Annotated in this window: 15 protein-coding genes; 7 read left to right on the top strand and 8 right to left on the bottom strand. The window is 56.0% G+C overall.

Annotation, left to right across the window (positions count from 1 at the left end; genetic code table 11):
* Positions 1 to 1218: an ABC transporter permease gene (locus MCM46_04845; GenBank protein MCG3111134.1), complete on the top strand. Its 1218-nt coding sequence runs from the start codon at positions 1 to 3 to the stop codon at positions 1216 to 1218.
* A gap of 93 nt (positions 1219 to 1311) precedes the next feature.
* Here MCM46_04845 and MCM46_04840 read toward each other — a convergent pair whose 3' ends face one another.
* A complete protein-coding gene (locus MCM46_04840; GenBank protein ID MCG3111133.1) occupies positions 1312 to 1635 on the bottom strand; it encodes a YnfA family protein in 324 nt (107 codons plus the stop codon).
* Positions 1636 to 1674: 39 nt separating this feature from the next.
* The gene (locus MCM46_04835) at positions 1675 to 2034 is read right to left on the bottom strand and encodes a hypothetical protein (GenBank protein ID MCG3111132.1); all 360 of its coding nucleotides are present in this window, start codon (positions 2032 to 2034) and stop codon (positions 1675 to 1677) included.
* Positions 2035 to 2431: 397 nt separating this feature from the next.
* Between MCM46_04835 and MCM46_04830 the strand changes: the two genes are divergently transcribed.
* Both MCM46_04830 and MCM46_04825 read left to right on the top strand, forming a co-directional pair.
* Positions 2432 to 3856, top strand: coding sequence for a DUF4382 domain-containing protein (locus MCM46_04830; GenBank protein ID MCG3111131.1), 1425 nt, complete (start codon positions 2432 to 2434; stop codon positions 3854 to 3856).
* A gap of 208 nt (positions 3857 to 4064) precedes the next feature.
* Positions 4065 to 4304 carry a hypothetical protein gene (locus tag MCM46_04825; GenBank protein ID MCG3111130.1) on the top strand — a complete coding sequence of 80 codons (240 nt, stop codon included), beginning with the start codon at positions 4065 to 4067 and terminating at the stop codon, positions 4302 to 4304.
* A 36-nt stretch (positions 4305 to 4340) separates the two neighbouring features.
* Here the strand turns inward: MCM46_04825 and MCM46_04820 are convergent, their stop codons facing one another.
* Positions 4341 to 4934: a hypothetical protein gene (locus MCM46_04820; GenBank protein ID MCG3111129.1), complete on the bottom strand. Its 594-nt coding sequence runs from the start codon at positions 4932 to 4934 to the stop codon at positions 4341 to 4343.
* A 112-nt stretch (positions 4935 to 5046) separates the two neighbouring features.
* Between MCM46_04820 and MCM46_04815 the strand changes: the two genes are divergently transcribed.
* Both MCM46_04815 and MCM46_04810 read left to right on the top strand, forming a co-directional pair.
* Positions 5047 to 5544: a mechanosensitive ion channel family protein gene (locus tag MCM46_04815; protein ID MCG3111128.1), complete on the top strand. Its 498-nt coding sequence runs from the start codon at positions 5047 to 5049 to the stop codon at positions 5542 to 5544.
* Positions 5545 to 5815: 271 nt separating this feature from the next.
* Positions 5816 to 6655, top strand: a complete 840-nt coding sequence (locus MCM46_04810; GenBank protein MCG3111127.1) for a hypothetical protein — start codon at positions 5816 to 5818, stop codon at positions 6653 to 6655.
* Positions 6656 to 6716: 61 nt separating this feature from the next.
* On the opposite strand, the gene MCM46_04805 is transcribed toward MCM46_04810, so the two are convergent.
* Entirely contained in the window at positions 6717 to 7406 is a 690-nt protein-coding gene (locus tag MCM46_04805) for a LuxR C-terminal-related transcriptional regulator (GenBank protein ID MCG3111126.1), read from the bottom strand.
* A gap of 331 nt (positions 7407 to 7737) precedes the next feature.
* On the opposite strand from MCM46_04805, the gene MCM46_04800 reads away from it, so the two are divergent.
* On the top strand, positions 7738 to 9354 hold the full coding sequence (locus MCM46_04800; GenBank protein MCG3111125.1) for a sigma 54-interacting transcriptional regulator: 1617 nt from the start codon (positions 7738 to 7740) through the stop codon (positions 9352 to 9354).
* Between the two features lie 170 nt (positions 9355 to 9524).
* Here MCM46_04800 and MCM46_04795 read toward each other — a convergent pair whose 3' ends face one another.
* The 4 genes from MCM46_04795 to MCM46_04780 all read right to left on the bottom strand — a co-directional run bounded on the left by MCM46_04795 (position 9525) and on the right by MCM46_04780 (position 18551).
* Positions 9525 to 11066: a tetratricopeptide repeat protein gene (locus tag MCM46_04795; GenBank protein MCG3111124.1), complete on the bottom strand. Its 1542-nt coding sequence runs from the start codon at positions 11064 to 11066 to the stop codon at positions 9525 to 9527.
* A 9-nt stretch (positions 11067 to 11075) separates the two neighbouring features.
* Positions 11076 to 11585 (bottom strand): hypothetical protein, encoded by a 510-nt coding sequence (locus tag MCM46_04790; protein MCG3111123.1) that lies wholly within the window; start codon positions 11583 to 11585, stop codon positions 11076 to 11078.
* A gap of 199 nt (positions 11586 to 11784) precedes the next feature.
* Entirely contained in the window at positions 11785 to 16923 is a 5139-nt protein-coding gene (locus MCM46_04785; GenBank protein MCG3111122.1) for a fibronectin type III domain-containing protein, read from the bottom strand.
* Positions 16924 to 16964: 41 nt separating this feature from the next.
* Positions 16965 to 18551, bottom strand: coding sequence for a hypothetical protein (locus MCM46_04780; protein MCG3111121.1), 1587 nt, complete (start codon positions 18549 to 18551; stop codon positions 16965 to 16967).
* Here MCM46_04780 and MCM46_04775 point away from each other — a divergent pair.
* The gene (locus MCM46_04775) at positions 18511 to 19107 is read left to right on the top strand and encodes a hypothetical protein (protein ID MCG3111120.1); all 597 of its coding nucleotides are present in this window, start codon (positions 18511 to 18513) and stop codon (positions 19105 to 19107) included. The two genes, MCM46_04780 and MCM46_04775, sit on opposite strands and share 41 nt — an antisense overlap.
* The last annotated feature ends 345 nt before the right edge of the window (positions 19108 to 19452 follow it).

The raw sequence follows: 19452 nt of genomic DNA, 5'->3' as shown, positions 1-19452 counted from the left end.
ATGACTTCGGCAAGCGCATTGAAGATTGCAGGCCGGGCCCTGGCCCGAAACACGATGAGATCGGCGCTCACGATGCTCGGAATGATCATCGGGGTCGGCGCGGTGATCACCATGGTTTCGATCGGCCAGGGGGCCAAAGCGCAGGTCGAAGCGCAGATCGCCACGATCGGGTCGAATATGCTGATGATCTTTCCCGGAAGCACGCGGCAAGGCGCGGTCCGCGGCGGATCGGGGACGATGACGACCCTCACCGAAGCGGATGCGAAGGCGATCGAGGAGGAGGTATCGGCCGTCCGATGGGCCGCCCCGTCGCTTCGCACCTCGGCCCAGGTGGTCAGCGGAAACCAGAACTGGTCGACGGGGATCATCGGGAGCACCCCCGACTACTTTATTATTCGAGATTGGTCGTTTGAGTCGGGGAGCGCTTTTACCCAATCGGCGCTCAGCGGCGCGGCGAAGGCGGCGGTCATCGGAAAGACAGTCGCTCTGAATCTTTTCGGCATGCAAGATCCGGTGGGAGAGACGATCCGAATCGGGAATGTTCCGTTCAAAGTGGTCGGCGTCCTCTCTCCCAAGGGGCAATCGACGCAGGGGCAAGATCAGGATGACACTGTCGTGATTCCCCTCTCGACGCTTCAGAAACGGATCATGGGGGTCACTCATATCGGGATGATCCTGGTCTCCGCGAATTCTCCGGAAGAGACGGCGGTCGCGGAAGAAGAAACCCGCCTTCTGCTCCGGCAGCGCCATCGCATTCTCTCCGGAGAGGAAGACGATTTCCGCGTCCGCAATATGACCGAGATCGCCAGCGCCGCGGAATCATCCTCGGAGGTGATGACCCTGCTGCTCGGCAGCATCGCCTCGGTCTCATTGATCGTCGGCGGGATCGGGATTATGAACATTATGCTCGTTTCGGTGACCGAGCGGACCCGAGAAATCGGCATCCGGATGGCGGTCGGCGCGCGCGGGCGCGACATCCTCCTTCAGTTTCTGATGGAGGCGGTCGTCCTCTCGCTGACCGGCGGACTGCTCGGCATCGCCCTCGGGATGGCCGGCTCCAAGATCATCTCCACCGTCGTCCAGTGGCCGACGATCGTCTCCCTCCAATCGATCTTCCTCGCTTCGGCATTCTCGATCGCCATCGGGATCTTCTTCGGGCTTTACCCCGCCCGGCGCGCCGCGTCGCTCGATCCGATCGAGGCGCTTCGGTACGACTAGCGAAAGGTTTCACCTGCAAAGTGGCAATTTCGAAAAGATAAAATCCTTAAATATTTGTGCGAGAGCGAAGGAAAGGATCAGCGCAAATAATCGTTATGTTCCTAAAATGATAATTGTCATTCCGACAAGACAAACAGCAACCCCGACCAAATCCCATGTCGTAGGCTGCACGGAATCAACGAGCCATAGCCATAGGATCGCAACCGAGACATAGACCCCGCCATAAGCAGCATACACGCGGCCCGCCGCCGTCGGATGTAGCGACAACAACCAAGAAAATAATGCAAGGCTTGCAGCGGCGGGCAGAAGTAGCCAGACTGAAGCGTTCTTCTTGAGCCAGAGATAGGGCAGATAGCAGCCCACAATCTCCGCGAGCGCTGTAACGATAAAGAGTCCAAGTGTTTTGGCGATAAGCAAGTCTAGCCCCCTAGATGCGAAAAAGGTATGAATCCGCTTTTAACGGAAGTTTGAAGCCCTTGCAACAACTTGATTGAGTGTTTCGCCTATCTCTGCTTGGACGAAGGGTTTAACGCCGTCGGGGCCTGTGATCTGTAACCAGATTGATTCGCTTGACGACTCTACTTCAAGCCTGAATGAGAAAAACGGGCAACAAAGTCTCTCATTTTCGACAAATTCTGCTGCTTTGATTAGGAGCCCCTTTTCATTTGGCAGCTTGAACGCATACCCGTTTGGCAAGTCGTGTATTGCTTGCACCAATCCAAAGACGCTTTTTGTAGTCGCTGTGTGTTGTTCTCTATTCGCAAGAGGGATGGCGTTCATATCGCAAAAGAACAAGGGGTGTTCGTCAGTGCTCAACGTGAATCACCTATCAGTTTATTTTGTTTGTCTGGAAAAGGAGACCAACCAGCCGTTCCTAGAACAAAGACCTACATAGGGCGGAAGCTTTTCAGAGCTTCTGTTTGTTTATAGATGCAATCTACAATATTTCAAGGGCGTTTTCAATGATTGGCTACTGATGATACATCCTCTGAGATTTCTCGAAGAGCCCTTTCTTAACCAGGCCGTCGGCATCACTTTACCCCACTTTCATGCTCCGTCAAAGCACAGAAAACAAACCCGAATCGGTAACAGGTAATCCAAAAAAACACCTATTTTGTTCTTGAACTGCTCAGACGCTTTCGGTTAGCATGAATTGGCCGACCGGGATGGGCCCGGTGGGGCACTGTATTTAAGAGAGGAGTATTTGTCTCGAATGTTTCACATGCTGCAACCGATTCGTTTTGTTCTGTCACTTTTTCTGTTGATGTCATTCATGACTTCCTGCGGCGGTGGGGGAGGGGCTTCGTCTGATTCCGGTACAGGAAAGGCCGCCATTCTTCTCACCGACCGAGCTGAAGAGAAGATTACCGATCATGAGGGGAATGTTATTACCACCGCACAGGAGATCTGGGTAACCTTTAGCCAAATGGCTCTAAAGCCGGTGAAAGGGCCGTGGGTTTCGGTCTTCAGCGGACCGCCCGATATATCGGTCAACCTGTTGGCGCTTCAGGGGAAGGCCGATCTGATCGATGTAGTCGATCTTCCGGCGGGGGCTTATGATAAAGCACGCATCAAAATCGAGAGCGCTTGGTTTATCGATGCGGAGGGGGTTCGGCATGATGTGATCGTCCCTTCCGGGAAGGTGACGATCAAGTTTAAACGTCACCTCATTATCCGAGCCAATGATGAGACCGAGGTCCTCTTTGACTTCGTCCCGGGTAAATCGATTCATCTGATCGAAACCGGAAGCGGCAAGTTTATCCTCCGGCCGGTGGTCCGGGTGCGGGTTCTTGGGGAAGAGGTGACCGATTTCGTTAAGATCGAGGGGCAAATCGTCTCGGTCGATTGTAACGAAAATCAGCTGACCCTCGATCCACGACATGGCGAGCCGATGACCGTTCACCTGGAGGATGCGCTGATCGTTCTGAAAGACGGCTCCTTCTTTAGCGAAGGAGACGATCACGGCGACGACGAGCGCAGAAAAAGGGCGGCGCAAATTGCTTCCTGTCAGCAGCTTGAAGAAGGACAATTTATCGAGGTGGTCGGCAGCAACGACGAGGAAGGGATGATTCACGCTTCTTTGGTGTTGATCAAAACGGAGGAGCCGGCTTCACACCGTCTCGAATTCACCGGAACCCTCCTGGAGGTCGATTGCGACCAACAGACATTCGGCGTTACCTTCAGCGGCGGGGAGATCGAGGCGACCCTCCTTCCGGAGACAAAACTCTTCACGGCCGACGACGAAGCGGTTCCGGCGGCGGAGGTTTGCGAGCGATTGAGCGAGGCGGTTCAGAAGCGGATCGAGGTGGCGGGGAAGGTGGAGAATAATCAGGTCATCGCCGCCGAAATCACCCTTTTGCCCGAGGCCCCTGTTTCCATGCCGACCCGCGTGGCGGGGACGGTGGAATCGGTTAATGTGACCGGAACGGAGGTCACCGGGTTTGTTCTGGAGGCCGACGGCGGCCAGTCGTATACCATCACAATCGACGCTCAGACCGAGATCAAGGATCAAAACGGAGATCCGGTTGCGCCGAATGCCCTTCTCAATCAGCGGGTCCGTGTTGAGGGAACCCTCGACACCGGGACCACCCCGCCGACGATGGAGGCGGCGGAAGTCGTTCTCCTTTCCATTCCGTAGTTTCTCTTCGGTGCATCGGCATGGAAATTCATGCCGGTGCACCTCTTTCCTCCGCAATATTCAGAGCATCCCCGAATGTAATCGTCCTTACATAAATTGTTTCTGAAATGAAGGAAAATAAGAAAATTGGGGGCTTGACCGAAGCGGAGCCATGGGGTAGACGCCGCGGTCAGGGATGTTAACCTCATTTTTTAAGGAGGGGAGAGTTATGTGGCGAAAAATGGCAGCCTCATCTGCCGGCGCCGGTCGTGCCGGCCATCCTGGAGAGGCGGTATCAGGGACCGCTCCATTCCAAAAGAGGAGAGCCCTGTCACCCTTCAAGACAGGTCTCGATCTGTTTTATGAGTTTCTCTATCGACTCGGTCTCCCATTGCTTCTGTTCGGGTCGCTGACCTACTTCGGATGGGTCCTCTGGTCGATGGATTATTCATCGGTCGGATCGGGATAGCCGGGATCTACTGGGAGATCCCTGGCATGGAAAGGGTTATGTCGCGGATGCTCCGATCTGCCCCAGGACCCGGCGGAGTTTTCTCCGCCGGGTCCTGGAGTGCGGGGCGGCCGGATCGCCGTAAAGCCGATCGGCATAGGATCGGGTCGCTTCATCCTCAATGCTGAACCAGCGGCTTCCACGCTCCGTTTCCGCGATCGGCCCGCACGGATGGTGCTTCCGGATTTCATCGCGCAGCGCCGAAAGCCATTCCGGATCGAAAGAGGTGAAACTGATTCCGATGCCGCGGGTCGATTTTTTGTAGCAGAGGGTGCCGCATCCCTCCAGAATTCCCCGTTCCAGGTGCGGTTGATCAGGTCGATACCGATCGAAAACCGCCGAAAGCGGCCGGTCGATCTCCCGGAGAATTTCTTCTGGGAGGGTCAGGATCGCTTCGGTTTGTGTTCCATGAAGGGGTTGTTCCGGATGATGGAGCCGGACATGCGGGATCTTTCGGTAGCGGCAGGCTAAATCGAGAAGAACGGCGGTCTCCTCCATCACCTCCCGATCCCGATGGCGAATCGTCGGATGACCGGGAACCCGCGCGGCATGCAAAAAACCGATAAGATACGCTTCTTGCTCCGGACGCATTGTTCCTCCTCTCTTTGGAGAGATCTTAGTTGATCTCTCTTCGATTATCAATCCCGGCCCTGTTTGACAACAGAATTCCGCCCTTGTTATTTTGAAATAGGTGAATGCGATCATGGACGAATTTCTCGATCAGCTCTCTTATTTTGCGCCGAGGGCAGGGGTGGCGCTGCTCGTTTTGATCGCCTTTTATGTCGCCGGTCTCCTCCTCCGGAAGCTGACGCGCCGGATCGGCGAGCGGGCGGATGTCAGAAACGACATTTTGGTCCTCATCGGACGGACCGGTTCGACCTTCCTGATTGTGATGGGGGTGATCACGGCGTTGGGAACGGCGGGGGTGAACGTTTCGGCGCTGGTCGCCGGTTTGGGGCTGACCGGTTTCGCCCTCGGGTTCGCCCTCAGGGATGCACTTTCCAATCTCCTTGCGGGGATATTGATCCTCATCTACCGCCCCTTCAAGCGTCACGACCGGATCTCCGTCGCCGGGTTTGAGGGAATCGTTATTGAAACCGACCTCCGCTACACCACCCTTCAAGGAGAAGACAAGAGAATCCTGATTCCCAATGCCACTCTCTTTACCCATTCGATCGTTCTTTTAGATAGAAAGAAGTGAGCCGGGTCGGCGAATTCGATAATGGATCGAGGCCGCCCTCGAGGTAGTGGGTCAGTTTAAATTTTGTCATGCTCGCGGAAGCGGGCATCCAGAGGTTTAAGAGCACTGGATTCCCGCTTTCGCGGGAATGACGACCAAAAAGTAACCGCTCAACCCAAACTGACCCACTACCGCCCTCGAAATTGGATTGTTGGAGGAGAGATCCTATGGTAGGATAAACCGATTTTCCGTTCGGAACGTTCTACCTGATTTTATTTCCGGGAGGGATGCCTTGATCAACAAGAAGCGCAATCGAAGGGGATGGAAGATTCTTGTCGTATGGGTGATTTGGTTTCTCACCGGGTGCGCCGAGCTTCCCGTAAAGGGAGTCGCGGAGGAGAAAAACCGTCTGGAGGAGAAGCGGGTGGCGGCGGTGGACCCCGCTGTGGCGGTGCCGCCGCTCTTCTTCAGTCCGGATGGACAACATGCCGTCTGGATTAACCGGACCGGCGGGCAATTTCAGGTGGTGTTGGATGGGGTTGCAGGACCGCCGTTCGACAGTATCGCCAAAGGGCCGGTGGTCTTAAGTCCCGACGGCCGGCGCCTGGCTTATTTGGTGGAGAATAAGGAGAGCGGTCATCTCTCGGTCGTCGTGGACGGAACCGCGGGCCCGGAATACGAAAAGATCCTTTCAGGAACGCCGATGTTCAGTCCGGACGGCCGTCGAATCGCCTACGGCGCCGTGCTGCAGGAGAAGTATCGGGTGATCTTGGACGGAGTCGCCGGACCCGATTATGAATTGATCGGCCATCTGACCTTCAGCGGAGACAGCCGGCGTTTTGCGTATGCGGCGCAGAAGGAAGGAAAGCGATTTATCGTTTTGGATGGGGTTCCGGGACCTCCTTTCGAGGATGTTTTCATCTCAGGCTTTAGTCCCGATCATCGGCATCTCGTCTATTATTCGACCGAGAAGAAAAAAAAGAGGGTGTTCGTCGACGGCCGGCCGGGTTCCGAATTTGATACGATCGGTCCGGTCCGGTTTCATTTCGAAAGAAAAAACGGCCCCGGACGGATTTCTTATTTGGGATTACGAGGGGAGGAGATCATTCAGGTGACACAAGAACTCGATTGAGATTTTGTGGGGGCGGCCCGTTGCGAAAAACGAAGCAGGGCGGAGACACAGGAGCCTGCCCTTATCTTGCCCGACCCTTTCCGTTCGTCTGGTTTCCGGCCGCGATCTTTGCAACAATGCCCGCCCGTGAGCTGGCCTTCAGTTTCTTCATGATATTTTTGACGTGATCCTTCACTGTATGGACGCCGATGCCGAGCTCCGATGCGATCTCCTTGTTGATCAATCCCCGGCTGATCAGATTGCAGATCTCTTCCTCGCGCTTTGTCAATTTGACTTCATCGGCCGGGGCGGAAGAAGAGGACCCCGCCCGCTCCTGTATCGGCTCGATCAGGATCATCACCGGCGCCGCTTCTTGTCCGGCCCCTTCCAGGACGATTCCCCGGAGGGAAAAGGTCGTTCCCCGAAGGGGAAGAAGCTCGCAGACCGGCGTTCCTTGATTTTGACCGTTCGGCTTCGAAAGCGCATCGAGAATCTTGGCTCGGAGCTGGTGAAGTTGCTTGACCAGTTTTCCCTCTTCCGCTCTGGAAGAGGATCCCCGTCCGCCCCGGATCTTTTTCAAAATGTCGTCCGCCTGTTGGTTCATCAGGAGGATCTCTCCTCTCGGCCCCATCACCACGACGCCGGGGGAGGAGCGCCGGTTGATCAACGACATGATCTCGGGGGCATCGGAAGGCCCGGTTTGGGGCGGCGTTTCTTCTATGAACGGGAATGCGGCCAGATAATCCATCTCATGCTTCACTTCGTGCGCCATTGCTTCCCCCTTCTTGCGATTTCTTTGCTCTAACGTGAATCCTGTTGCTATACAAAGCAAAGGGGATGCCATATTCCTGAATACAGCCGATAGCTCTTTTTAATAAAGAAATATTGGTTTTTTTAAAGCTACGCTCGATATCTGCGTCTCTGATCTTTCCGATTTCCGGAATTCGGTTTTGATTTCCGGAAAACAGGAACAAAAAAAAGTATCCATTTATGTTCTAATCTTCACAAAACGAAAAACAAAACCGGACGCGCGTGATCTCTCCTACTCATTTCTACGTTGAAACTTTTCGAAATTATCATTACAATCTGCACGGGAGTGAAGTATGCCAAGCTTGAGGATCTACCTTAAAGATGAATTTCGCTGGGTCTTTACTCTCCTGGAAAAGGAGATCCGGATCGGGCGAAGCCATGAGAATCATATCGTCCTTCCCCAGCCGGAGGTGTCGCGCCAGCATGCTTTTCTCCGCCGCGACGGGAAAAGGTTTATCGTGGAGGACAAAAGCGGCCGGGGGATCGACCTCAATTTCCAGACAGTGAGCGAGGCCCCGCTCCGTCATGGGGATGTCCTGCGGGTCGGTTCCTATCGTCTCATTTATGAGCTGGACGAGCACGAAGAGCCGTTCACCGAAACGATCACGCGCGAGCCGACCCTCAATCTTCCCGGCGCGGCCCGTCAAAAAGAGAAGGGGATCGTCCGCTGCCAGATCCATATCGTATCGGGGCCCGATGAGGGGAAGGTCTTTCCCCTCCCGGAAGGGGTGACCCGAATCGGTCGAAGCGGCCGAAACAATGTGGTTCTCTCCGATCCGTCGGTCTCGAGCCTGCATCTGGAGATCGAGGCCGGTCCGTCTGCGATCCAGGTGCGTGATTTGGGGAGCACGAACGGAACACGGATCAACGGGCAGCGGATTCAAAGCTCCGTCGCAGAGATCGGCTCCGAGATTCAGGTCGGCCAGACCAAGCTGAAGATTCATCCGGAAGAGCCGACCGAGCCGATCGCTCCCCCTTTCCTCGGCCGCCTCATCGGACAGAGCCCGAAGATGCAAGATGTCTTCCGAATGATCCAGCGGGGGGCAAAGGGAGAGGTCGCCGTCCTCGTCCAGGCCGAGACCGGCTGTGGAAAAGAGCTGGTCGCACAGGAGATCCACCGCTTGAGCCCCCGCGCCCAGGGCCCCTTCATCACCCTCGATTGCAGCGCCATCCCGAAGGAGCTGATCGAATCGGAGCTCTTCGGACATGAGAAGGGGGCCTTTACGACCGCCGTCGCCCAGCGGAAGGGGGCGTTCGAGCTGGCCCGCGGCGGAACGATCTTCCTCGACGAGATCGGGGAACTGCCGTTGGAAATGCAGCCGAAACTGCTGCGAGTGCTCGAAGAGCGGACCTTCAAGCGGGTCGGCGGCAATGAAACCCTCCGCTCCGATTTCCGAATTATCGCCGCGACGAACCGTTGGCTCGATCAAGAGGTGCTCCAGGGGCGTTTCCGGCAGGATCTCTATTTCCGGCTCTATGTTTTGCCGATTTTTCTCCCCCCGCTCCGGGAAAGAAAAGACGACATCCCTCTCCTCATCGAGCACTTCCTGAAGGGAAGATCGGTGCAGGTGGTCCCCGCGGCGATGGAGAAGCTCCTTGCCCATACCTGGCCCGGCAACGTCCGGGAGCTGAGGAATGTCATCGAGCGGGCCGTCGTCATGATGGAGGGAAGCCTTCTGAGTCCGGAGGATCTCCTCTTCCTTCAGTCGCCGGAGCGGGAGGGGCCGCGGATGTCTTGGGAAGACCAAAAAACAACCCCGCCGACCGGATCGCTGGAAGAGATCGAAAAACAGGTTATCCAGCGAACGCTCAAAACCCACCAGGGAGACAAGAAGGCCGCCGCCCAGGTCCTCGGGATTGCCCTCTCTACCCTCTATGAAAAAATAAAACGCCATCAGATTGCCGATTAAAATTCTTTCCCTTCCTTCGTAGGGGCGCACCGGCGTGTGCGCCCCATTTTGTTTCCGTTCCGTTTGATTCTGTGCAGTGAGGTGAGGGCGGACACAGCGTCCGCCCCTATAAGGGGAATGATTCCACGGGGGAGAGAGGATCAAACACAGGGAAGATTCTCAACGATTCGTTAAAACCGCACGGTAACAATGCCGCCGTAAATATTCCTCCTGTACTCGAAGAGTGGGATGTTCGAGTCATTTTGTTGGTGCAGATACTGCAGCGCAAAATCGACATTCCGGGTTATTGTTCTAGAAAGGGTGACGATTGCCAGCCACTCGTCATCCTCTCGCTCTTCGCCGGGGGGCTGCTGATTTTCCTCATCGAACCGGCGGATCACATATTCGGTGTCGGCCGCAAAGGTGATTTTGTTCCAGGGAGGAAGGACCACCCCGGCGCTGAACCGATGGCCGTTGAAGGTCCAGTCGTCCTCGGCGGGCCGGTCGCCCGCTTCTTCCCTTTCGAAGTAGTAGCCGACATGGAGATTCGCTTTCGGCCGGAAGACGAAGTAGTGGGTGAACCCGGCTTTGTGTGTCTGAACGTCCCGGTCGGAATTGTCCGGAAAGAGCGGCTCGATATCGTCGAACTCCTTTGCCCCGAACTGGTATAAAAACTCGGTCACATTCCGTTTGGTCTCCTGAAGAATCAAACGGGGTCCGACGTTCTGCCGGAGAAGGTAGCGGTCTCCCCCCAGCGTCGCGAATTGCAATTCATACTGCAAGAGAATCTCCGCCGCGCCGAACCGCCTTCCGGCGTTCACGATCACGTTATGGCTCTGGATGTTGAAGTCGTTCAACAGATCGTCTTTATGGAAATTTTGATAAAAACTGTACTCGGCCCGGCCGGTCCACTCGGGGGTATTGAGCCACTGATAACGGCCGCGCAGAAACAAAAGGGCGAGCAGGTCGCTCTCTTCCGTGATCGCTTGGGGAGAGGACGGAATCGTCCGGCTCGGCTCCAGAATGACGTTGTCGTCATACTGAACCCCGGCGGAGAAAGAGAGGTCCCATCGTTTTTGATGTCTTGCCTGCTGATCGATCCGCTCCAGATAGTCGCTGGCCGATTGGGCCGTTTCCCCTTCGGGGAGAAGGGTCAGGACGTTTTGAAACGACTTCCGGGCCGGTCCCATCTCTCCTGCTTCGAAGTGGGCCGATCCGGCGTGATAGTTCGCCTCCAGCGCGATCTCCGGATCGAGCGAGGCGGCCTTTTCCATCTTCGCCGCCGCTTCTTTCGGTTTTCCCATCCGCCGCAGGATCAATCCTTGATAGTAGTAGACCCGCGCCCGGCTGGGGTCGACCCGTTGGACGAGATCGAACTCTTTGAGCGCTTCGTCGTCTTTATCCTGCTGATAATAGAGCGCTCCCAGGTCAAAATGGGCGGGGATGAAGGCGGCGTCCCGCGCGAGGGCTTCTTTGAAGCTCTTCTCCGCCTCGCCGAGCTGGCCGGCCCGCGCCTGGGTGACGCCGATGTAGTAGAAAGCCTCCACCCCCTGCGGATTCTCGTCGAGCGCTTGTTTGAAGTGCTTCATCGCGCCGCCGAGATCGTTCTGATTCAACCGGACGATCCCCGCCGAGAGCCGGTCGTGGTAGCCTTGCGGCTCGGCGGACCAAGCGAGGTTGGCGCCAAAGAGCAGGGTGAGAATGAATATGCCGAGAAGGAAGGTGTTCTTCAAGGGTGTCTCCTATGTTCGAATTGTTGTGAAAGTGGGCGAACTGTGTGTCTTTTTCAGATTCATCGGGTTTTCTTCGTCCTCCATCCAACGGGTCGGGTTAAGGGCGATGTATTCCCGGATGCGGTTTAATTCATTTTCATCACGGATGATGCGTTCATGGTAATTGCGTTGCCAGAGTTTTCCGGGAAAAGGGAGCCAGCCCTGCATCCGAATGGCACTGATGTATTCATGTGTTGAAATCGATTTGAATCCCTGAAGGATGCGGCCGACGGTTCTGTCCAGGGTTCCGTAGGGGCGATCCTTGTGATCGCCCTTGCCATTCCGGATGGTGCGGTTTGAACGGGGATGATGGTGGGAATGCGGGCGAATACAAGATTCGCCCCTACGATTGAGATCGGACAAGACAATAATCCCATGTATATGATTGGGCATCACCACGAACGCGTCTTCCTGTATGCCTGGATATCGATTTGACAGATTTTCCCAAATCGATTCGATCATCTTTCCCGCTTCGTTCAACCGCATTTCCTTCTCGATCACATCTCCGAACAGGCATTCCCGATTCTGCGTGCAGACCGTTACGAAATAGGCTCCGGTCTTGGAATAATCGTGTCCTTTCAGTCGAATCGACCGGCGATGGTGGATCTCCGGATTGTATTTGGGAACCATCGATGATTCTCCCGGATGTCTTCACAATCATGATGAATTCGCCGATGCATCAGGGAACCGTTGCGGTAATATCAATGTCGTCCCATGCTAGGGTTTGTGCGCTGGTCATTCCCAACTCCATCGAAATCCGCGCCAAGTCGGCCGCGGCCGCTTCATAGAAAGGAACGCTCTCCATGACGATTCTTCCATCGATGCGCAGGAGCGTCGTTTTCCGATTCAGATCCACCTCGATTTCGAACGTTTGGGCAAAGTTTTGTCTCCAGAATACACCGATGCCGTTCGATGGGGTCCGATCGTTATAGTCGAGAATGTTGTTGGGGCGATAAGCCAAAGAGGCAACGATTCTTCCCGCGGAATCTCGCAGGACGATGGCGGCAAAACCGACCTCGCGCGAGGCGACCAGAGAACGCCACCGGGCTGTATAAATGCCGCTCTTGGGAGGTGTGCCTGCCACTGTTCCACGAAGATCAACACCGCCTGTTCTCTCGGCGATCTGGTTTAATTCCACCGGCCTCGTGTCCATATTGCCGACGAAAGAGCGAACCAAAATAGTGCCGGCCGAAGTGCTTAGGGAGAGCGAGTCGCCGACGGGATCTCCGATCAAGGTGGTCTCAGGCGGCTGATCTAAGTTGCCGATATCGAAGCTAGCGCGGAAGAGAATCCGGCCGGTTGACGCGCCGGCCGATTGAGAATAAAGGCTCAGGTTGCCCGCCGCATCATAGGCCCGAATGCGATAGGTGTAGGCGGTGGCCGTTGCCAACCCTGTGTCGTTGAAGCTTGGCTTGGTAGGGTCGATCGCAGAACCGGTATCGATTTCGACGCAACTTGCTCCTGTTGCCAAGCAACGTTCGAGCCGATAGCCGACAACCCCGACATTATCCGTGGAAGCGCCCCAGGAGAGGCCGATCTCGCTTTGGTTCAGTCCTCTCCCCGAAAGACCGGTCGGGGTGGTTGGCGGGGTCACGTCTGTGAAGCCCGCGGCGATGTTCGAGTAGCCGCTGAAATTTCCGGCCGCATCGATTGCACGGGCACGATATCGATAGAGTATGCCGGCGGTCAATCCTGTGTTGTTAAAACTGGTGGCAGCCGGCTGGCCGATTTCAACGAAATTCGTGCAATTTGCTCCTTGACAGCGCTCCACCCGATACCCTGTCACGCCGACGTTATCCGTTGCAGCACCCCAGGAGAGATTGATTTGCACTTCACTCACGACCCTGGCGGTCAAATTGCTCGGCGCTGTCGGGGAAGTGATGTCCCGCGTTGCGGCGGTGGCGGTGTTGGAGAAGCCGCTTAAATTGCCCGCTGCATCGACGGCGCGCACACGGTAACTGTAGAGGGTCGCCTGTGACAGCCCTGTGTTGTTGAAGCTGTTTGTCCCGCTGGTCGCAATCTGAGCAAAGTTGGCGCAGTTGGCTCCTTGGCAGCGCTCGATCCGATATTCCGTCACCCCGACGTTATCGGTGGAGGCATTCCAGGAGAGATTGATCTGCGTTCCGCTGACGGGGCTTGCCGCGAGATTGGTCGGCGAGGTAGGGGCGGTCGTATCAGGTGTTGTGGCGGATGCGATATTCGAATAGCCGCTGAAATTGTTGCCCGCATCGACGCCGCGGACGCGATAGCGGTAGGAAACGCCGGGGGAACGACCCGTGTCGTTGAAGCTTGTCGTGGTTGGCTGGGAGATTTCAGCAAAGTTGGAGCAGGTGGCTCCCTGACATCGCTCGACGCGATACCCTGTTACGCCGACATTGTCCGTGGAAGCTCCCCAAGAAAGGTTGATTTGACTTCCGCTGACTGGGTTCGCGGCCAGGTTGGTCGGTGCCGTGGGGGCAGTGGTATCTTGGGTTGCTGCCGTGGCTATGTTGGAGAAGCCGCTGAAGTTGTTGGCGGTATCAATCGCTCGGACTCGATAAGAGTAGAGGGTTCCGGCAGAGCGACCGGGGTCGTTGAAGGTCGTCGCGGTGGGTTGAGCGATTTCAGCGAAATTGGTGCAGTTGCTCCCTTGGCATCGTTCCACCCGATATCCGGCCAAGCCGACATTGTCGGTCGAGGCGGTCCAGGAGAGATTTATCTGAGTTTCACCCACCGTCGCGGCCGTCAGGTTCGTCGGCGCTGTTGGGGCGGAATTATCGGGAGTCGTTGCCCCGGCGGTGCTGGAGTACCCGCTGAGATTGCCCGCGGCGTCGACGGCGCGAACGCGATAAACATAAGAAGCGCCGGCGGAGCGTCCCGTGTCGTTGAAGGTTGCACCGGTCGGTTGAGCGACTTCGACGAAGTTGGCGCAGGTTGTTCCTTGGCAGCGCTCCACCCGGTAGCCCGCCACACCGATATTATCGGAAGAGGCTCCCCAGGAGAGGTTAATTTGAGTTTCGCCGGCGGGGGTAGCGGTCAGATTTGTCGGTGCTGTTGGAGCAATTGTATCGCGGGTGACGGCCGTCGCGGTGTTGGAAAAGCCGCCCAAGTTGGTGGCCGCATCGACGGCGCGGACGCGGTAGCTGTAGGAGACCGCCGGCGACAACCCCGTGTTGTTGAAGCTGGTCGTAGGGCTGGTTGCAATCTGTGCGAAGTTGGCGCAGTTGACTCCTTGGCAACGGTCGATACGGTACTCCGTAACTCCGACGTTATCGGTGGAGGCATTCCAGGAGAGATTGATCTGCGTTCCGCTGACGGGGGTTGCCGCGAGATTGGCCGGGGGCGTCGGTGCGGTGTTGTCGGGGGTGGTGGCGGTTGCGATGTTGGAATAACCGCTGAAGTTTCCGGCGGCATCCGAAGCGCGTACACGATACCTGTAAGCCGTGGCGACGGAACGGCCTCCATCATTGAAGGTCGTGGCGGTTGGCCGGCCGATTTCAGCGAAATTGGTGCAGCTTGCCCCAGAACATCGCTCCAATCGATACTCGGTTACGCCGACGTTGTCGGTGGAGGCTTGCCAAGAGAGGTTGATCTGAGTTTCGCTCACCGCCGCAGCGGTGAGGCCGGTTGGCGCTGTGGGATCGGAGGTGTCGAGTGTGGTATCGGTTGCCGTATTGGAATACCCGCTGAAGTTATTGGCTGCATCGACGGCGCGGACACGATAGCTGTAAGAGACGCCAGGGGAGAGCCCCGCGTTGTTAAAGTTCGGCGCAATCGGCTGAGCGATTTCAACAAAGTTGGTGCAACCGGCTCCCTGGCATCGCTCGACCCGATATCCGGCGACGGCGACATCGTCGGCGGAGGCCCCCCAGGAGAGGTTAATTTCAGTCTCGCTGTCAGTGTTCGCCGTTAAATTCGAGGGCGCTGTCGGCGCATCCTGATCCGGTGTGGTCGCACTCGAAATGTTGGAGTAGGTGCTGAGATTTTCGTTTACATCCATGGCGCGGATGCGATAGGTGTACGAGGTAGCGGGCGAGCGTCCTATATCATCGAAGGTCGTTTCTGTCGTCTGGGCAATATGCTCGAAACTGGTACAGTTGGTTCCTGGGCAGCGCTCAATTTGGTAGGTGACCTCTCCAAAGTTATCAATCGATGCGGTCCAAGAGAGTCTGATAAGGTTTTGGCTCATGGCGGTGGCGAGCAATCCGGCAGGCACTGTCGGAGGTTCCGTTAGACAGTGGGGCGTGACGGCCGTCGCCCCGTCGATGTCCACATTTTCATTGGCGACGATGTCGATTCCACTGCCGGGTTGCGAAGAGACGGTCGGGGGAAGATGATCCCATTGATTTCGCCGCGCATAGAAGGGTTGAACCGTATCGGCCACAGTAAGATCGACGGTGGTATTGCAACTGAGGACATTCCCGCCGCTGTTTTCCTGCGTCGTTCCGCCGAGGTAGGGAGCGGCGCTGCCGGCGACTGAGATGCCGGTCTGATTGTTCGTGATCGTGTTCCGCTCGATCGACGGCGCCGCGCCGTCCAGCAGAGCGATGCCCAGCCGGTTTTCACGAAGCGTGTTCTGGTCAATGGTTGGAGCGGCGTCGTTTTGGACCAGGATGGCCGCCGTGATCGGCTCTTCAGTGGAAGTAAAGCCAAAGCCGCGGAATTCGTTGCCTTGAATCAGCGGTGATCCACCGTTGACTTCAATGGCGGTATGGCTGTTTTGGCATATCCCTTCGCATCGGTTTTGCTCATCAATAAATCGATTATCGCTAATAATAGGCCCGCCAGAGGCGATTTCGATTAATGTGTCGATCGTCCCATTATTCGGATCGAATTTGAAACCGGAGAGGACGGTATTGTCGGCGGCGATGACGGCCACCGGAATCGAACGTCCCGAGGTAATCACCGTCTCAGCGACATCTTCGCCGATCAGGTTGACCCCCGGCTTCATCCGAATCGGGAAGGTCTCGGTAGAATCATCGTAAGTTCCCGCGGCGGCGCGCACCGTCTGGCCCGGATTCGCCTGCGCTAGTGCGCGCGTGATGCTCCGGCACGGGCTGCTCTCCGTTCCGCATTCGGCGCCGTCTACACCGTTTTCGTCGATGAAGACGGTCGTCTCCGGGGTCAGGATCGTTACGGTCGCCGTCGCGAAGAGAGTAGGGTCGGCATTGCTGGTGGCTTTGACGGTGACGACGCTTGATTCGGGAAGGGTCGCGGGGGCGGTGTAGGTCGCCGGGTTCGTCTGCGTGATCCTCCCGACCGATGGGTTTCCACTGTCGATGTTGTCGACGCTCCAGATTACACTGGTGTCTTCCAGCCCGGTCAGGGTTGCGGTGAACGTTTCACTGTTATTGAGTAAGACAAAGGCCGACGGTGGTGAGAGGCTCAGGGTTGGAAGGGGCGGCGCTTCAACGGCAACCATTTGAACGGTGATCGTGGCCGGTGTATCGGGCGATAAATCGGAACTCGCTTCACCCCGAAAGAGTACTGTCCCTTCGCTGTCGAGGGCTTCAATGATAAACAGACGGGCGCGGCCCGCCGGGACCTCCAGTGTGATCGTCACTTCCTGGCCGGGGGTGACGCCGACGGTAGTGGAAGCGAGGGATCTCCCTTCGGCATCGGTCACACTCAGACGCACCTGCGCCACACCGGAAGGAGAGGGAGCGTGGGCGGCTTTGCTCGAAGACGGATTTCCGGCGGCGGGGATTTTGAGCTTGATCCCGACCGGCGTCATTCCTCCGCTGCTGCTGGAGCCTCCCCCGCCGCCGCAGGCGGTGAGGAAGAGAAGGGCGAGCAGGGAGAGAGAGTAAAAATATCTTGGAAGGATTTTCTTTTTCATGAAGGTTTTCTTTTTGTCTCACGCACACCGATTGTGTTGGTTCATTCTTGAGAGATGCTCGCACTCCGTGTAAGGAGTGCGGTTTCGTTACTGAAGAACGGAAAATCGTCCCCCATGGAGAAGAAAACATCGTTGATGGTTCCCTCTGATAGAAAATCTATCCTCTCCCAGATAGCGAAGGAGCGTCCTGCGCCGTCTACGGCGAGGGAGGGATAGGATTTGTTCGGTCGGATGTCCCGTTTGCTAATTTGAGAAAAAGAATAATTCAGACCGCCATCGATGCTCTTGGCAAGAAGGATCTCGTTCTCGTCAAAACCGAAGAACGTTTCGACAAGGGCGATGTAGATATTCTCTGCCCCGTCTAAGGCGATGCTGGGATGTGATTGGTTTTCGGAGTTTGCCAGAAACGTTCCAATGGGTCGGTTTTCATTAAAATTGAGTGAACTCCCATTGAGTCTTCCCGAATTAAAGAAGACAAAGTAGTCGTTGCAGTCACAATTCGAGGTGTCCCAGGCCACATAAACTTTTCCATCCGTCCCTGCGACCAGTGTTGGATTTGTGTTTGAAAAGGTGGAATCAGAAACGGGAACGGGGGAGATGAAATTATCCCCTCCATTTGTAGAGGCGGTTAAGAAGAGTTGTCCCTCGTCCATCCAGCCGAGAAAAATCTCTCCGGCGGCCCCGATGGAAAGGACCGGCTGAGTTTGATTGGCATCGCCGCTGTCTGGATCCAACAAATCGATCAAATTGATTGGCTGAGGGTCTATGGGTGTGCCGTCCGAGCGGATTCTTCGAAAAACAATATCGAGTCCTGTATTTGGCTGCTGAGCGGACCAAGCAAGAGAGACGACTCCGTTGGAAAAAACACTGAGGGTCGGATTTTGAGGTGACAGTCCACCTATTCCTACGTAAAACGGTTGGAAAGTCTGTCCTCCAGGGCGACGGACGACTACTCGAACATTAGGGGGATTGCAGCATTCAATGAATGCAACATAGATCGAACCGTCGGGTCCGATCACGATTGTCGGTTCGGATTCTTCTTGAGAACCGCTTGGGAAAACGGGGATCGGAGCTACCCAAACTCTTCCATCACTGGTTTCGGAGAATTGGACAATTTCTCGCTCCTCTTGATTGATGAACTCTGTCCAGACCGCATAGACCCTTCCTTGGTGAAAGGCAACACTTCGTTGGCCGGAGGAATCGGTCGAGGCGGGCCGAAAGAATGAAGCAAGGGAAGTTAAGGGAATGTTTTCCGGAAAGAAGAGAACCGGTTCGGTTACCATCTTCACGGTTGCCTGAGCACGCCGATCGGGATCGATGTTGTCGACCGCTTCAATCGTGATCGGAATAGGCACACCGATCTGCGTCTGCGTTCGATCGATGGGAATCGTATCGGGTGCGGTGTAGGTGAAATTATTCGGGGTTTCGCCATCTGTAATCTGGCCCAGGTCGGGGGCTTCTTCCGAAGTTTCTCCAACAATTGAAAGGCTCACCTCGGCCGTCGTGGCGTTCGCCAACGTGAAGGTCTCAGTTTGCGGGTTCTCCGGTTCGCTTCTCGTCAGAATGGTACTGGGGGGAGTGATCTGAATGGCTAGAATCGGCGGAACCTCCACGTCGATCTCGACCATCGCAATCCGAATGGTCGGCGAGGTTCCCGGCTCCAGATCGACCGTGGTCTCCCCGATAAAGCGGGGCTGCTCTTCCGAGTCGAACGCGGTCACCACAAAATGCCGCGCCGGTCCGGCGGGGATCTCCAGATCTACCACCGTCTCTTCCTCCGAATTGACCGCCACCGAGTCGGAAAGAAGTTCCATCCCCGGACCGGTCACGTCGATTCGGACCGAAGTGATCCCGCTGGGGGCGGGGGCGGAAGCGGTCTTCGCGGCCCCCGTTTTAGATGAAGAGAGGTTGAAGGAGAGACGAACCGATGCGGTTCCGTTTTCTTCTCCGCCTTGGCAACCGGTGAAAAAAAGAGAAAGCACGGCCACCAATAGCCAATTAATCCTTGCGTTAAGTCGTGTCTTGTTCATGATGAAGTCGAGTCCTTATGGTTTAGTGAGTTTTAGAGAAGTCTTAACATTGAGTGGATTCTCTTCGTCTTCCGCCCAGCGGGCTGGGTTAAAGGCAATGTATTCGCGGATGCGATTCAAATCGTTCTCGTTCCGGATGATGTGTTCGTGGTAATTGCGTTGCCACACCGGAAGGCCTGTGGTTCCCCGCGACTTATTGATCTCTTTGGTCGCGGCTGATTTAAAAGATCCGATGACAACCCCGACAGATCCAGGTTTTGGCCCGTGGGGTGGTTGCGTTGGTAGGGGCGACGCATGCGTCGCCCCTAGGGAATCGGTGATGACCAGGATTCCGTGGAGATGGTTGGGCATGATTACAAATGCATCTAATTCAATTTTCTGGAAATGGTGCGGCAATTCATCCCATACCGTTTGGACCATTTTCCCGAAGTCATTCAATGTCACCATCCCACCTGTGACCTCTCCAAACAAGCATTCCCTGTTATATGTGCAGATCGTT

The organism is Candidatus Manganitrophus morganii, assembly GCA_021651055.1.
Taxonomy (GTDB): Bacteria; Nitrospirota; Nitrospiria; order SBBL01; family Manganitrophaceae; genus Manganitrophus; species Manganitrophus morganii.
This window is presented reverse-complemented; position numbering and strand designations above follow the sequence as displayed.

Coding starts and splice junctions, on each gene's coding strand:
- MCM46_04775 (MCG3111120.1), top strand. CDS start 18,511: ATGGCTAGAATCGGCGGAACCTCCACGTCGATCTCGACCATCGCAATC.
- MCM46_04845 (MCG3111134.1), top strand. CDS start 1: ATGACTTCGGCAAGCGCATTGAAGATTGCAGGCCGGGCCCTGGCCCGA.
- MCM46_04785 (MCG3111122.1), bottom strand. CDS start 16,923: ATGAAAAAGAAAATCCTTCCAAGATATTTTTACTCTCTCTCCCTGCTC.
- MCM46_04830 (MCG3111131.1), top strand. CDS start 2,432: ATGTTTCACATGCTGCAACCGATTCGTTTTGTTCTGTCACTTTTTCTG.
- MCM46_04820 (MCG3111129.1), bottom strand. CDS start 4,934: ATGCGTCCGGAGCAAGAAGCGTATCTTATCGGTTTTTTGCATGCCGCG.
- MCM46_04780 (MCG3111121.1), bottom strand. CDS start 18,551: ATGGTCGAGATCGACGTGGAGGTTCCGCCGATTCTAGCCATTCAGATC.
- MCM46_04825 (MCG3111130.1), top strand. CDS start 4,065: ATGTGGCGAAAAATGGCAGCCTCATCTGCCGGCGCCGGTCGTGCCGGC.
- MCM46_04805 (MCG3111126.1), bottom strand. CDS start 7,406: ATGGCGCACGAAGTGAAGCATGAGATGGATTATCTGGCCGCATTCCCG.
- MCM46_04815 (MCG3111128.1), top strand. CDS start 5,047: ATGGACGAATTTCTCGATCAGCTCTCTTATTTTGCGCCGAGGGCAGGG.
- MCM46_04800 (MCG3111125.1), top strand. CDS start 7,738: ATGCCAAGCTTGAGGATCTACCTTAAAGATGAATTTCGCTGGGTCTTT.